The sequence below is a fragment of the Kitasatospora saccharophila genome, assembly GCF_039529925.1.
Lineage (GTDB): Bacteria > Actinomycetota > Actinomycetes > Streptomycetales > Streptomycetaceae > Kitasatospora > Kitasatospora saccharophila.
On sequence record NZ_BAAANS010000013.1, the window covers coordinates 90,337 to 102,779 of the forward strand.

The window sequence follows — 12,443 nt, forward strand, 5'->3', positions numbered from 1 at the left end:
CCCCTCCCCCGGCCCGGCCTCAGCCCAGGTGCAGCCGCACCGCGTCGGCGAGCCGCTGGCAGACGTCCTGCGCCTGCTCGTGGCCGACCGCCTCGACCATCACCCGCACCAGCGGCTCGGTGCCGGACTTGCGTAGCAGCACCCGGCCGGTGGTGCCGAGCTCGGCCTCCGCCGCGGCGAGCGCGGCCTGCAGCTCGACGCAGGACTCCACCCGGTCCTTGTCCACGCCCTTGACGTTGATCATCACCTGCGGGAGCCGGGTCATCACCGCGGCCAGGTCCGCCAGCGGCTGCTTGGTGGCGGCCAGCCGGGCGCCCAGCATCAGGCCGGTCAGGGTGCCGTCGCCGGTGGTGGCGTGGTCCAGCAGGATCACGTGGCCGGACTGCTCGCCGCCCAGCGCGTAGCCGTGCTGCTTCATCTCCTCCAGCACGTACCGGTCGCCGACCGCGGTGCGCACCAGGTCGATGCCCTCGCGCTCCATCGCCAGGGTGAAGCCCAGGTTCGACATCACGGTGGCGACGGCGGTGTTGCGGCGCAGCGTGCCGGCCTCCTTCATGCCGACCGCCAGGATCGCGATGATCTGGTCGCCGTCGACCTCGTTGCCCTCCGCGTCGGCGGCCAGGCAGCGGTCGGCGTCGCCGTCCAGGGCGACGCCGAGGTCGGCCCGGTGCTCCTTCATCGCGGCGCGCAGCCGCTCCAGGTGGGTGGAGCCGACGCCGTCGTTGATGTTCAGGCCGGTCGGCTCGGTGCCCAGGGTGTACACCACCTCGGCGCCGGCCCGGGCGAACGCCTCCGGGGCGACCCGGGCGGCCGCGCCGTGCGCGCCGTCGATGACCACCCGCACCCCGTCGAGCCGGTTCGGCAGCACCGCGACCAGGTGCGCCACGTACCGGTCGAAGCCCTCGTTGTACTGGCGGACCCGGCCGACCGCCGCGCCGGTGGGGCGCTTCCAGCTCTCGTCGCCGGCGCCGTAGCGGCGGTAGTGCGCCTCGATGGCGTCCTCCAGCGCGTCGTCCAGCTTGTGGCCGCCGCGGGCGAGGAACTTGATGCCGTTGTCGGGCATCGCGTTGTGGCTGGCGGACAGCATCACGCCGAAGTCCGCGCCGAGCGCGCCGGTCAGGTACGCCACCGCGGGGGTGGGCAGCACGCCGACCCGCAGCACGTCCACCCCGGCGCTGGCCAGGCCGGCGATCACGGCGGCCTCCAGGAACTCTCCGGACGCCCGGGGGTCTCGGCCGACCACGGCCACCGGCCGGTGCCCCTCGAACGCGTTGGCGTCGCCGAGCACATGGGCGGCGGCCACCGACAGGCCAAGCGCCAGCTCCGCGGTCAGGCCCTCGTTGGCCACCCCGCGCACCCCGTCCGTACCGAAGAGTCGTGCCATGTTCGCGTTCGTCCGTCCTGTCGCGCCGGTGGTGGGCTCGGGTGCTGCCGTCCCCGCGGACCCCGCACGGTCCGGGAGGCACAACGCCCCGGAGCACAGAGTGCTCCGGGGCGAGGATCGCATGAAGGGTGCGATTAGCGCTTGCTGTACTGCGGCGCCTTGCGGGCCTTCTTGAGACCGGCCTTCTTGCGCTCGACGGCGCGCGAGTCACGGGTCAGGAAGCCGGCCTTCTTGAGCGCGGCGCGGTTGTTGTCCACGTCCGCCTCGTTCAGCGCACGGGCGACACCGAGGCGCAGCGCGTACGCCTGGCCGGAGACGCCGCCGCCGGCGATGCGGGCGATGACGTCGTAACGGCCGTCCAGCTCAAGGAGCTTGAAGGGCTCGTTCACGGTCTGCTGGTGCACCTTGTTGGGGAAGTAGTTCTCCAGGGTGCGACCGTTGATCTTCCACTGGCCGGTGCCGGGGACGATGCGCACGCGGGCGATCGCCTCCTTGCGGCGGCCGAGGCCGGCGCCGGGGACGGCCTCGCCGAAGCGGCCGGCCAGCGACTCGGTGGTGTACTCGGTCTCGGTGGTGTACTCGTCGACGTTCTCGTCGTCGAACTCGACCTCGAGGGTGCTCTCGATGGCAGTCTCGGCCACGGTGTTCCTCAGCTCTTCTACGTCAGTTGGGGTGTGGGTGGCCGGAATTACTGCGCGACCTGGGTGATCTCGAACGGCACCGGCTGCTGCGCAGCGTGCGGGTGCTGGTCGCCCGAGTAGACCTTCAGCTTCGAGAGCATCTGACGGCCCAGGCTGTTCTTCGGAACCATGCCCTTGATGGCCTTCTCGACGGCCTTCTCCGGGTTGTTCGCGAGCAGGTCGTCGTAGCGGACCGAGCGGAGACCGCCCGGGAAGCCGCTGTGGCGGTAGGCCAGCTTCTGGGTCTTCTTGTTGCCCGAGAGGTGCACCTTGTCGGCGTTGATGATGATGACGAAGTCACCAGTGTCAACGTGCGGCGCGTAGATCGCCTTGTGCTTGCCCCGCAGGAGGTTGGCGGCCTGGGAGGCCAGGCGGCCGAGCACGACGTCGGTCGCGTCGATGACGTGCCACTGACGCTGGACGTCGCCGGGCTTGGGGCTGTACGTACGCACGGTCGTAGCCTTCGCTTTTCAGTGAGTGGGTCCTGACAGGAGCACCAAGGCCCGGGGCCTCCAGCCGATCCGCCCGGACGCAATTCGGGCAGCCGCTGGAGTTCGGCCTGTCGTCTCCGGCGTACCGACCTCTCACGTGAGATAGAGCGAGCCAATACGCACAACAGCGGCCAACCTTACCGGGCCGGTGGGGTGGAATCCAAACCGGCCCGGCGTGACGGACTTCGATTCAGCGGTCCCGGACCACCCGGGTCTCGTCCCAGACCGGCTCCGGGGCCTCGTAGACCCGGCCGTCCGAGCCGAACACCAGGAAGCGGTCGAAGCTCCGGGCGAACCAGCGGTCGTGGGTGACGCACAGCACGGTGCCGTCGAACGCCTCCAGGCCCTGCTGCAGCGCCTCGGCGCTCTCCAGGTCCAGGTTGTCGGTGGGCTCGTCCAGCAGCAGCGCGGTCGAGCCGGACAGCTCCAGCTTGAGGATCATCAGCCGGGCCTGCTGCCCGCCGGACAGCGACTCGAACTTCTGCTCCTCCTGCCGGTCCAGCTCGTAGCGGCGCAGCGCGGACATCGCCGCGCCGCGGGAGAGCGCGTGCTCCTCCTCGACGATCGAGCGGACCGTGCGGCCGAGCAGCTCCGGATGGGCGTGGGTCTGCCGGAAGTGGCCGGGGACCACCCGGGCGCCGAGCTTCCACGTGCCGCCGTGCTTCACCGTGTCGTCACCGGCCAGCAGCCGCAGGAAGTGCGACTTGCCGGAGCCGTTGGAGCCCAGCACCGCGACCCGCTCGCCGTAGAAGACCTCCAGGTCGAAGGGCTTCATCAGGCCGGACAGCTCCAGGCCCTGCATGGTGAAGGCCCGCACGCCGGTGCGGCCGCCCTTGAGCCGCATGGTGATCGACTGCTCGCGCGGCGGCGCCTCGGGCGGGCCGGCCTCCTCGAACTTCTTCAGCCTGGTCTGCGCCGCGGCGTACCGGGAGGCCATCTCGTGGCTGACCGCGGCCGCCTGCCGGAGCGTGACCACCAGCTTCTTCAGCTTGGCGTGTTCCTCGTCCCAGCGGCGGCGCAGCTCCTCGAAGCGCTCGAACCGGGCCTTGCGGGCCTCGTGGAAGGTGTCGAAGCCGCCGCCGTGCACCCAGACGCTGGAGCCGGTCGCGCCGGACTCCACCGCGATGATCTTCTCGGCGGTGCGGGAGAGCAGCTCGCGGTCGTGCGAGATGTACAGCACGGTCTTGTTGGTGGCCCGGATCGCCTCCTCCAGCCAGCGCTTGCCCGGCACGTCCAGGTAGTTGTCCGGCTCGTCGAGCAGCAGCACCTCGTCCGGGCCGCGCAGCAGCGCCTCCAGCACCAGCCGCTTCTGCTCGCCGCCGGAGAGCGTGTTCAGGCCGCGCCACTGCGCCCGGTCGAAGGGCATCCCGAGGGCGGCCGTGGTGCAGACGTCCCAGTCCGCCTCGTACTCGTAGCCGCCGGCGTCCGACCAGTCGGACAGCGCCTGGGCGTAGGCCATCTGCGACTTCTCGTCGTCCTGGGCGATCATCGCCAGCTCGGCGGCGTCCACCCGGCGGGCCGCGTCGGCGATCCGCTTGGGGGCGACGGAGACCAGCAGGTCGCGCACCGAGGCGTCGGCGGGCAGCGCGCCCGGGGCGTCCTCGGTGCTCTCCCGGCCGGTGGTGCCGACGAACTGCCGCATCACGCCCAGCCCGCCGGTGACCGTCACCGAGCCACCGTGCGGCTGGGTGTCCCCCGCGATCATCCGCAGCAGCGTGGTCTTGCCGGCGCCGTTCGCGCCGACCAGCGCGACCGCGGCGCCCTCGCCGACCCGGAAGGACGCGTCGTCGAACAGCACCCGCCCGTCCGGCAGGTAGTACTCCAGGTGCGAAATCTCGACGTGTCCCATGCGAAGGAATTGTGCCAAGCCCCCACCCCGCGACAAAACGGATTACCCGCCCGCCGCTCCCCCGCCGGTCACGCCCCCGTCGGCGCCCGGCAGCGTCCGCAGCCGCCGGGAGATCCGGTTGCGCTCCGCGAGCAGCTCGTCGGCCGGGTAGCCGACCTCCTCCAGGGTCAGCCCGTGCGGCCGGATCACGTTGACCGCCGAGTTGCGCACCCCGCCGGCCAGCACCTCGCCCGGGAACTCCACCGGCCGGTGCCCGTCGCCGACCAGCAGCATCGCCCCGACCAGCGCGCGCACCATGTTGTGGCAGAACGCGTCCGCCCGCACGGTGGCCACCGCGAGCGAGCCCTCCTGGGCCGCGTACGGGTCGATCGGCACCCGGTCCCAGTGCAGTTCCAGCAGGGTGCGGATGGTGGTGGCGCCCTCGCGCTTCTTGCAGTACGCCGCGAAGTCGTGCTCGCCGACCAGCAGCGCCGCCGCCTCGTTCATCTTCTCCAGGTCGAGCGGCCGGTCGTGCCAGAGCACGTGCCCGCGCAGCAGCGGGTCGACCCCGCCGGGGTGGTCGGCGACCCGGTACGCGTAGCGGCGCCAGACCGCCGCGAACCGGGCGTCGAAGCCGTGCGGCGCCGCGGCGACCCGGTACACCCGGACGTCGGCGGGCAGCCGCCCGGCGAGCCGGCGCAGCAGCTTCTCCCCGTGCCGGTCCCACAGCGCGTCCGGCAGGTCGACGTGCGCGACCTGGCCGCGGGCGTGCACCCCGGCGTCGGTGCGGCCGGCCACAGTCAGCGGGAAGTTCTCCGCGCTGCGCAGCACGATCCGCAGCGCGTCCTCCAACTCGCCCTGCACGGTGCGCCGTTCGCGCTGCCGGGCCCAGCCGGAGAACTCCGCGCCGTGGTAGGCGAGGTCCAGCCTGACCCGGGTGTGCCCGTCCGCCGGGCCGTCCTTCACCGGCGGCAGCTCCGCGCAGTCGTTCCCCACTCCAACTCCCCTGTCTCACTGCTGGGATGCGAACGGGCCCGCTCCCCCGGCGAGCGGGAGAACGGGCCCGGACGAAGACCTACGGCGAAGCTCAGGCCTCGGTGGTCTCGGCGGCCTCGTCGGCCTTGGTCTCCTCGGCCTCGGCGGCCTTGGTCTCGGCGGCCTTGGTCTCGGCCTCCTTGACGGAGCGCTTGGTGGCGGCCTCGGCCTCGGCGACGGTCGCCTTGGTGGCGATCTCGCCCTCGACCAGCTCGATCACGGCCATGGGCGCGTTGTCGCCGCGACGGCCGCCGATCTTGGTGATGCGGGTGTAACCGCCGGGGCGGTTCTCGAACCGCGGGGCGATCTCGGTGAAGAGGGTGTGCAGGACCGACACGTCGGTGATGGTCTTGCGCACCAGGCGACGGTTGTGGATGTCGCCCTTCTTCGCCTTGGTGATCAGCTTCTCCGCCAGCGGGCGCAGGCGACGGGCCTTGGCCTCGGTGGTGGTGATGCGGCCGTACTGGAACAGCTCGCGGGCCAGGCCGGCCAGCAGCAGCGGCTCGTGGGACGGGCCGCCGCCGAGACGGGCACCCTTGGTGGGACGGGGCATGTTCAGCTCCTTGAATCTCCGACTGCGGCCGTACCAGGTACCGCAGCGGGCGTGCGGACACCGCGTCCGCACGACTTCTCACGCCACCGGAGGCGGTCCGGCGAAGGACCGCCCCCGGTGTCGAAACTCAGTACTGCTCGGTCTCCGCGTAACCCTGGTCGTCCAGGTCGTCGGCGCCGAAGGCGTCGGCGGCGGCGGTCGGGTCGAACCCGGGCGGGCTGTCCTTGAGGGCCAGGCCCATGCCGGCCAGCTTCGCCTTGACCTCGTCGATCGACTTCGCACCGAAGTTGCGGATGTCGAGCAGGTCGGCCTCCGAGCGGGCGACGAGCTCACCCACGGTGTGGATGCCCTCGCGCTTGAGGCAGTTGTAGGAGCGGACGGTGAGTTCCAGCTCCTCGATCGGCAGCGCCAGGTCGGCGGCCAGGGCGGCGTCCGTCGGCGACGGGCCCATGTCGATGCCCTCGGCGTCGACGTTGAGCTCGCGGGCCAGGCCGAACAGCTCGACCAGGGTCTTGCCGGCCGAGGCCATCGCGTCGCGCGGACGCATGGCGGGCTTGGTCTCGACGTCGACGATCAGCTTGTCGAAGTCGGTGCGCTGCTCGACACGGGTCGCCTCGACCTTGTAGGTGACCTTGAGCACCGGGCTGTAGATAGAGTCGACCGGGATGCGGCCGATCTCCTGGCCCGAGGCCTTGTTCTGCACGGCGGAGACGTAGCCGCGACCGCGCTCGACGGTCAGCTCCATCTCCAGCTTGCCCTTGCCGTTCAGCGTGGCGAGGACCAGCTCGGGGTTGTGCACCTCGACACCGGCCGGGGGCGCGATGTCGGCGGCGGTGACCACACCCGGGCCCTGCTTGCGCAGGTACATCACGACCGGCTCGTCGTGCTCCGAGGAGACGACCAGCTGCTTGATGTTCAGGATGAGGTCGGTGACGTCCTCCTTGACGCCCGGCACGGTGGTGAACTCGTGCAGGACGCCGTCGACCCGGATGCTGGTGACGGCGGCACCGGGGATCGAGGAGAGGAGCGTGCGGCGGAGCGAGTTGCCGAGGGTGTAGCCGAAGCCCGGCTCCAGCGGCTCGATCACGAACCGCGAGCGGAACTCGTCGACGACCTCTTCGGTCAGCGAAGGACGCTGAGCGATCAGCATGTTCTGGATCCTCCAGTTGTCTTCGGCACCCACTATTTGATGCCGATAGAACTCAAGCGTACGGGCTCCCGCGACAAACGGGAGCCCGTACGAGGTTTAAAACACCGGGCGCCTGGTGAACCCAGGCTCCGCGTCAGACGCGGCGGCGCTTCGGCGGACGGCAGCCGTTGTGCGGGGTGGGGGTGACGTCCTGGATCGAGCCGACCTCCAGGCCGGTGGCCTGGAGCGAGCGGATCGCGGTCTCACGGCCGGAGCCGGGACCCTTGACGAAGACGTCGACCTTGCGCATGCCGTGCTCCTGCGCGCGACGGGCAGCGGCCTCGGCGGCCATCTGCGCGGCGAACGGGGTGGACTTGCGCGAGCCCTTGAAACCGACGTGGCCGGCGGAGGCCCACGAGATCACGTTGCCCGAGGGGTCGGTGATCGAAACGATGGTGTTGTTGAACGTGCTCTTGATGTGAGCGTGCCCGTGGGCGACGTTCTTCTTCTCCTTGCGGCGGATCTTCTTCGCGCCGGCAGCCTGACGACCCTTGGGGGGCATAAGTCTGTTCTCCTACTGAGGTGGTCGGTCCGCTAACCCGCGGGCCGGAGGGATGTCCGGTTGACGGGACGGACTACTTCTTGCCCGGCTTCTTCTTGCCGGCGATCGCGCGACGCGGGCCCTTGCGGGTACGCGCGTTGGTGTGGGTGCGCTGGCCGCGGACGGGCAGGCCGCGGCGGTGGCGCAGGCCCTCGTAGCAGCCGATCTCGACCTTGCGGCGGATGTCGGCGGCGACCTGGCGGCGGAGGTCACCCTCGACCTCGAAGTTCGCGTCTACGAACTTCTGCAGCTTGACGAGGTCGTCCTCGGTGATGTCGCGGACGCGGATGTCACCGCTCACGCCGGTCTCGGCGAGCGCCTGCTGGGCGCGGGTCTTGCCGATGCCGTAGACGTAGGTGAGGGCGATCTCGATCCGCTTCTCGCGGGGGAGATCAACGCCGGAAAGGCGTGCCATTCAAGGCTCCTGTGGTTCTCTCAGAGGTCTGACGTGCCGCCTACTCGCTGTCTCTCGACAGGGAGCCCCGGCCTCTGACCGGGGGTGGCAGTCCGTCCATCGGACGGATCGGGCGGCCCGCTTATGACGTTGGTGCGCGTCGCGCGAAGGTCCTACGAGAAATGCGGGGTGGATCAGCCCTGGCGCTGCTTGTGGCGCAGGTTGTCGCAGATCACCATGACCCGGCCGTGGCGGCGGATCACCTTGCACTTGTCGCAGATCTTCTTGACGCTCGGCTTGACCTTCATGATTCAGGTTCTCCGGGGTCTAGATCTGGCGGTTGTTACTTGTAGCGGTAGACGATCCGGCCGCGGGTCAGGTCGTAGGGGCTGAGCTCCACCACGACCCGGTCATCCGGGAGGATGCGGATGTAGTGCATGCGCATCTTGCCGCTGATGTGCGCGAGGACCTTGTGACCGTTCTGCAGCTCGACCTTGAACATCGCGTTCGGAAGAGACTCGATCACGGTGCCCTCGATCTCAATGGCGCCTTGCTTCTTAGCCATGAACTGCGAGATCCACCCTTCGGGTCCGGCTACCGTATGCGGAACGCTCGTGCGAACCAGGCTTCACCTCGACCCGGGGGATCCCCTGGGCGGAGGGCGTGCGGGAACACGCTACGAGAGAGCCGACGCACCATCGTAAACCAAGCACCGCACCGGAGCGAAATCAGCTCGTCGCGGTGCCGCGGCTCAGTACTTCGCGGCGACCTGCACCGGGACGACCGGCTGCACCACGGCGGTGCACGCCGCGCAGCGGCGGGCGGCCTCGGGGATGTCGGTCAGGCACTCCGGGCAGGGGCGCTTGGGCACCGAGGGCTTCTTCGGCAGGTACCGGGCGGTGGCCTTGGAGACCGGCAGCACCACGCAGAAGTACAGCACCGCGGCGGTCAGCACGAACGCGATCAGCACGTTCAGGAACTGCCCGTACGGGAAGTGCACGCCGGCCACCGAGAAGGTGTAGGCGCTGAAGTCGCCCGCCGCGCCGACCACCACGCCGACCACCGGGGTGAGGAAGGCGGTGACGAAGCCGGTCACCACGCCGGTGAAGGCGGCACCGATGACCACACCGACGGCCATGTCGATCACGTTGCCGCGCATCATGAAGTCGCGGAAGCCCTTGAGCACTGTCTCTCCCCTGGGTAGCTGCAGGTGTCAGCTGATGAAAATAGGACAAGGAGCCCGGAGGTCCAAAACCCCCGGGCTCCGCTGAGAGAAGGGACTCACTCCGGCCGGGTCAGCCCAGCGGGTCCGGCGCCGCGGTGACGCCCAGCTTGGCCAGCTCGGCCCGGCCGCCGTCGAAGGCGGTCAGCACCAGCGGGCCCTGCTCGGTGACGGCCACCGAGTGCTCCCAGTGCGAGGCCCACGTCCCGTCGGTGGTGACGACCGTCCAGTCGTCCGCCAGCACCTCGGTGTGCGGGGTGCCGAGCGAGACCATCGGCTCGATCGCCAGCACGGTGCCCGGGACCAGCTTCATGCCCTTGCCGCGGCCGGCCACGTAGTTCAGCACGTGCGGCTCCATGTGCATCGCGGTGCCGATGCCGTGGCCGCCGTAGCCCTCGGTGATGCCCCACTTGCCCTTCGGCGGCAGCGGCTGGCGGCGGATGAAGCCCTCGATCGCCCGGGAGACGTCGACCAGCCGGTTGCCCTTCTTCATCTGGGCGATGCCGGCCCACATCGAGCCCTCGGTGACCTTCGACAGCATCACGTTCTCGGCGGCGGTCTCGCCGACCGCGACGGTGATCGCCGCGTCGCCGTGCCAGCCGTCCAGGATCGCGCCGCAGTCGATCGAGATCAGGTCGCCGGCCTTCAGCACCCGCTCGCCGGGGATGCCGTGCACGACCTCCTCGTTGACCGAGGCGCAGATCACGCCCGGGAACCACAGGCCGCCGTGGTCGGCACGGAAGTTCGAGGTGGCGCCGTGCTTGGCGATGACCGCGTCCGCGACGTCGTTCAGCTCCCCGGTGGTCACCCCCGGGGCGACCGCCTCGCGGGCGGCCTTCAGCGCCTCGGCGACGACCAGCCCGGCCGCCCGCATCTTGGCGATCTGCTCGGGGGTCTTGATCTCCACCATCTGGTCAACGCCTTCCACGTTCTGAATCTCGGACTGCCCTCCACCGTACGACGCACGAGACGGCCGGGTCGCCCGCTTCGGGGCGACCCGGCCGTCTCACGACGTCCCGTGGTGTCAGGCGTTCTTCTTCTGCTCCAGGGCGGCGACCGCGCGCTCGGTCACCTCGTCCACCTTGCCGAGGGCGGGGATGGTGACCAGCAGGCCCTGCTCCTGGTAGTAGCCGATGATCGGCTCGGTCTTGGAGTGGTACTCCTCCAGCCGGACCCGAACGGCTTCCTCGGTGTCGTCCGAGCGCTGGTACAGCTCGCCGCCGCACTCGTCGCAGACGCCCTCGACCTTCGGCGGGTTGTACACCACGTGGAACACGTGGGCGCCGTCGTTGCGGCACAGCCGGCGACCGGCGATCCGCTTGACGACCTCGTCCTCGGAGACCTCAAGGTCCAGCACGCCGTCCAGCGCGATGCCCTGCTCGGCCAGGAAGGCGTCCAGCGCCTCGGCCTGGCCCAGGTTGCGCGGGAAGCCGTCCAGCAGGAAGCCGCCCGCGGCGTCCGGCTGGAGCATGCGGTCCTTGGCCATCCCGATGGTGACCTCGTCGGGCACGAGGCGCCCGGCGTCCATGTAGGACTTCGCCTCGACACCCAGCGGGGTGCCCTGGCTGATGTTGGCGCGGAACAGGTCACCGGTGGAGATGTGGGGAATGGACAGGGTCTTGGCCAGAACGTGCGCCTGAGTACCCTTCCCGGCCCCGGGGGGTCCGACGAGGACGATTCGCATCAGCGGAGGAACCCTTCGTAATTGCGCTGCTGGAGTTGGCTCTCGATCTGCTTAACAGTTTCGAGTCCGACGCCGACGACGATGAGCACGGAGGTGCCGCCGAACGGGAAGTTGGTCTGCTGTCCGAAGGCGACCAGGGCGACCATCGGGATCAACGCGATGAGGCCCAGGTAGAGGGAACCCGGCCACGTGATGCGGGTGAGCACGTAGTTCAGGTACTCGGCCGTCGGCCGGCCGGCCCGGATGCCCGGGATGAACCCACCATACTTCTTCATGTTGTCGGCAACTTCTTCGGGGTTGAAGGAGATCGCGACGTAGAAGAAGGCGAAGAAGACGATCAGGATGAAGTAGGTCGCCATGTAGACCGGGTGGTCGCCCTTGACGAAGTGGTTCTTGATCCAGATCGCCCAGTCGGCCTGGGAGTTGGTCAACTGCACCACCAGCGCGGGGATGTACAGCAGCGAGGAGGCGAAGATGACCGGGATCACGCCCGCCTGGTTGACCTTCAGCGGGATGTAGGTCGAGGTGCCGCCGAAGGAACGGCGGCCCACCATGCGCTTCGCGTACTGCACCGGGATCCGGCGCTGGGCCTGCTCGACGAAGATGACCAGGCAGACCACGATGATGCCGACCGCGATGACGGAGGCGAACTCGCCCCAGCCGCCCAGCAGGGTGCCGGTGGTCTTGATCGCCCACATCGAGCCCGGGAAGCCGGCTGCGATGGAGGTGAAGATCAGGATGGACATGCCGTTGCCGATGCCGCGGTCGGTGATCAGCTCGCCCAGCCACATGATCACGGTGGTGCCCGCGGTCATGATGATGACCATGGTGGCGATCCGGAAGACCGACTGGTTCGGCACGATGTCGTTGGCCTGGGCGCAACCCGAGAACAGCGCGCCGCTGGACGCGGTCGCCAGGATGCCGGTGCCCTGCAGCACCGCGAGGGCGATGGTCAGGTAGCGGGTGTACTGCGTGATCTTCGCGGTGCCGGCCTGCCCCTCCTTCTTCAGGGCCTCCAGCCGCGGGATGACCACGGTGAGCAGCTGCAGGATGATGCTGGCCGTGATGTACGGCATGATGCCGAGCGCGAAGATGGTCAGTTGCAGCAGCGCGTTGCCGCTGAACAGGTTGACCAGCCCGAACAGTCCTTCGTTCTGGCCCTTCACGCACTCGTGAACGGCCTGGAAGTTGATTCCGGGCATCGGAATGTGGGCGCCCAGCCGGAACAGCACCATGATGCCCAGCGTGAACAGCAGCTTCTTGCGCAGGTCGGGCGTCTGGAACGCCCGCGCGAACGCACTGAGCACGGTGCCTCCTGCGCCTCCCGCGCGTCGTCGGCGGAAGGGTCGGTCCTGATGTGGGGAAAGGGAACTTCACGGACTCTAACAGTGCCCGGGTCCCGGAAAGAAGCGTGTGCGGCCGCTCCCCCACTCACGGGGTAC

15 protein-coding genes are annotated in these 12,443 nt (G+C 69.6%); all 15 read right to left on the reverse strand.

Annotation, left to right across the window (positions count from 1 at the left end):
- Positions 1 to 19: 19 nt before the first annotated feature.
- Positions 20 to 1,384 carry a phosphoglucosamine mutase gene (gene glmM / locus ABD345_RS12190; protein ID WP_344552021.1) on the reverse strand — a complete coding sequence of 455 codons (1,365 nt, stop codon included), beginning with the start codon at positions 1,382 to 1,384 and terminating at the stop codon, positions 20 to 22.
- Between the two features lie 134 nt (positions 1,385 to 1,518).
- Positions 1,519 to 2,025 carry a 30S ribosomal protein S9 gene (rpsI, locus tag ABD345_RS12195; RefSeq protein ID WP_014136250.1) on the reverse strand — a complete coding sequence of 169 codons (507 nt, stop codon included), beginning with the start codon at positions 2,023 to 2,025 and terminating at the stop codon, positions 1,519 to 1,521.
- 47 nt (positions 2,026 to 2,072) lie between these two features.
- Positions 2,073 to 2,516, reverse strand: a complete 444-nt coding sequence (gene rplM / locus ABD345_RS12200; RefSeq protein ID WP_014136251.1) for a 50S ribosomal protein L13 — start codon at positions 2,514 to 2,516, stop codon at positions 2,073 to 2,075.
- A 229-nt stretch (positions 2,517 to 2,745) separates the two neighbouring features.
- Positions 2,746 to 4,404, reverse strand: coding sequence for an ABC-F family ATP-binding cassette domain-containing protein (locus ABD345_RS12205; protein ID WP_344552022.1), 1,659 nt, complete (start codon positions 4,402 to 4,404; stop codon positions 2,746 to 2,748).
- A 42-nt stretch (positions 4,405 to 4,446) separates the two neighbouring features.
- Positions 4,447 to 5,349, reverse strand: a complete 903-nt coding sequence (gene truA, locus ABD345_RS12210) for a tRNA pseudouridine(38-40) synthase TruA (protein ID WP_380276350.1) — start codon at positions 5,347 to 5,349, stop codon at positions 4,447 to 4,449.
- A 121-nt stretch (positions 5,350 to 5,470) separates the two neighbouring features.
- Positions 5,471 to 5,971, reverse strand: coding sequence for a 50S ribosomal protein L17 (rplQ, locus tag ABD345_RS12215; RefSeq protein WP_033213976.1), 501 nt, complete (start codon positions 5,969 to 5,971; stop codon positions 5,471 to 5,473).
- Positions 5,972 to 6,098: 127 nt separating this feature from the next.
- Positions 6,099 to 7,121 (reverse strand): DNA-directed RNA polymerase subunit alpha, encoded by a 1,023-nt coding sequence (locus ABD345_RS12220; protein ID WP_014136256.1) that lies wholly within the window; start codon positions 7,119 to 7,121, stop codon positions 6,099 to 6,101.
- Between the two features lie 133 nt (positions 7,122 to 7,254).
- Positions 7,255 to 7,662, reverse strand: a complete 408-nt coding sequence (rpsK, locus tag ABD345_RS12225; protein ID WP_014136257.1) for a 30S ribosomal protein S11 — start codon at positions 7,660 to 7,662, stop codon at positions 7,255 to 7,257.
- A gap of 73 nt (positions 7,663 to 7,735) precedes the next feature.
- Positions 7,736 to 8,116 carry a 30S ribosomal protein S13 gene (gene rpsM, locus ABD345_RS12230; protein ID WP_033213983.1) on the reverse strand — a complete coding sequence of 127 codons (381 nt, stop codon included), beginning with the start codon at positions 8,114 to 8,116 and terminating at the stop codon, positions 7,736 to 7,738.
- Between the two features lie 173 nt (positions 8,117 to 8,289).
- Positions 8,290 to 8,403, reverse strand: coding sequence for a 50S ribosomal protein L36 (gene rpmJ, locus ABD345_RS12235; protein ID WP_003956441.1), 114 nt, complete (start codon positions 8,401 to 8,403; stop codon positions 8,290 to 8,292).
- Positions 8,404 to 8,438: 35 nt separating this feature from the next.
- Positions 8,439 to 8,660 carry a translation initiation factor IF-1 gene (gene infA, locus ABD345_RS12240; protein ID WP_003956442.1) on the reverse strand — a complete coding sequence of 74 codons (222 nt, stop codon included), beginning with the start codon at positions 8,658 to 8,660 and terminating at the stop codon, positions 8,439 to 8,441.
- A 186-nt stretch (positions 8,661 to 8,846) separates the two neighbouring features.
- Positions 8,847 to 9,281 (reverse strand): large conductance mechanosensitive channel protein MscL, encoded by a 435-nt coding sequence (mscL, locus tag ABD345_RS12245; protein WP_344552024.1) that lies wholly within the window; start codon positions 9,279 to 9,281, stop codon positions 8,847 to 8,849.
- A 109-nt stretch (positions 9,282 to 9,390) separates the two neighbouring features.
- Positions 9,391 to 10,227: a type I methionyl aminopeptidase gene (gene map / locus ABD345_RS12250; protein WP_344552064.1), complete on the reverse strand. Its 837-nt coding sequence runs from the start codon at positions 10,225 to 10,227 to the stop codon at positions 9,391 to 9,393.
- A gap of 114 nt (positions 10,228 to 10,341) precedes the next feature.
- Positions 10,342 to 11,001, reverse strand: a complete 660-nt coding sequence (locus ABD345_RS12255; RefSeq protein ID WP_344552025.1) for an adenylate kinase — start codon at positions 10,999 to 11,001, stop codon at positions 10,342 to 10,344.
- Positions 11,001 to 12,308 (reverse strand): preprotein translocase subunit SecY, encoded by a 1,308-nt coding sequence (gene secY, locus ABD345_RS12260; protein WP_344552026.1) that lies wholly within the window; start codon positions 12,306 to 12,308, stop codon positions 11,001 to 11,003. Before secY ends, ABD345_RS12255 begins: the two co-directional genes overlap by 1 nt.
- Between the last annotated feature and the right edge of the window lie 135 nt (positions 12,309 to 12,443).

Excerpts from the sequence above, each read along its gene's own strand:
- glmM (WP_344552021.1), bottom strand. The coding sequence starts at position 1,384 with ATGGCACGACTCTTCGGTACGGACGGGGTGCGCGGGGTGGCCAACGAG.
- ABD345_RS12205 (WP_344552022.1), bottom strand. The coding sequence starts at position 4,404 with ATGGGACACGTCGAGATTTCGCACCTGGAGTACTACCTGCCGGACGGG.
- rplQ (WP_033213976.1), bottom strand. The coding sequence starts at position 5,971 with ATGCCCCGTCCCACCAAGGGTGCCCGTCTCGGCGGCGGCCCGTCCCAC.
- ABD345_RS12220 (WP_014136256.1), bottom strand. The coding sequence starts at position 7,121 with ATGCTGATCGCTCAGCGTCCTTCGCTGACCGAAGAGGTCGTCGACGAG.
- rpsK (WP_014136257.1), bottom strand. The coding sequence starts at position 7,662 with ATGCCCCCCAAGGGTCGTCAGGCTGCCGGCGCGAAGAAGATCCGCCGC.
- rpsM (WP_033213983.1), bottom strand. The coding sequence starts at position 8,116 with ATGGCACGCCTTTCCGGCGTTGATCTCCCCCGCGAGAAGCGGATCGAG.
- rpmJ (WP_003956441.1), bottom strand. The coding sequence starts at position 8,403 with ATGAAGGTCAAGCCGAGCGTCAAGAAGATCTGCGACAAGTGCAAGGTG.
- infA (WP_003956442.1), bottom strand. The coding sequence starts at position 8,660 with ATGGCTAAGAAGCAAGGCGCCATTGAGATCGAGGGCACCGTGATCGAG.
- map (WP_344552064.1), bottom strand. The coding sequence starts at position 10,227 with ATGGTGGAGATCAAGACCCCCGAGCAGATCGCCAAGATGCGGGCGGCC.
- ABD345_RS12255 (WP_344552025.1), bottom strand. The coding sequence starts at position 11,001 with ATGCGAATCGTCCTCGTCGGACCCCCCGGGGCCGGGAAGGGTACTCAG.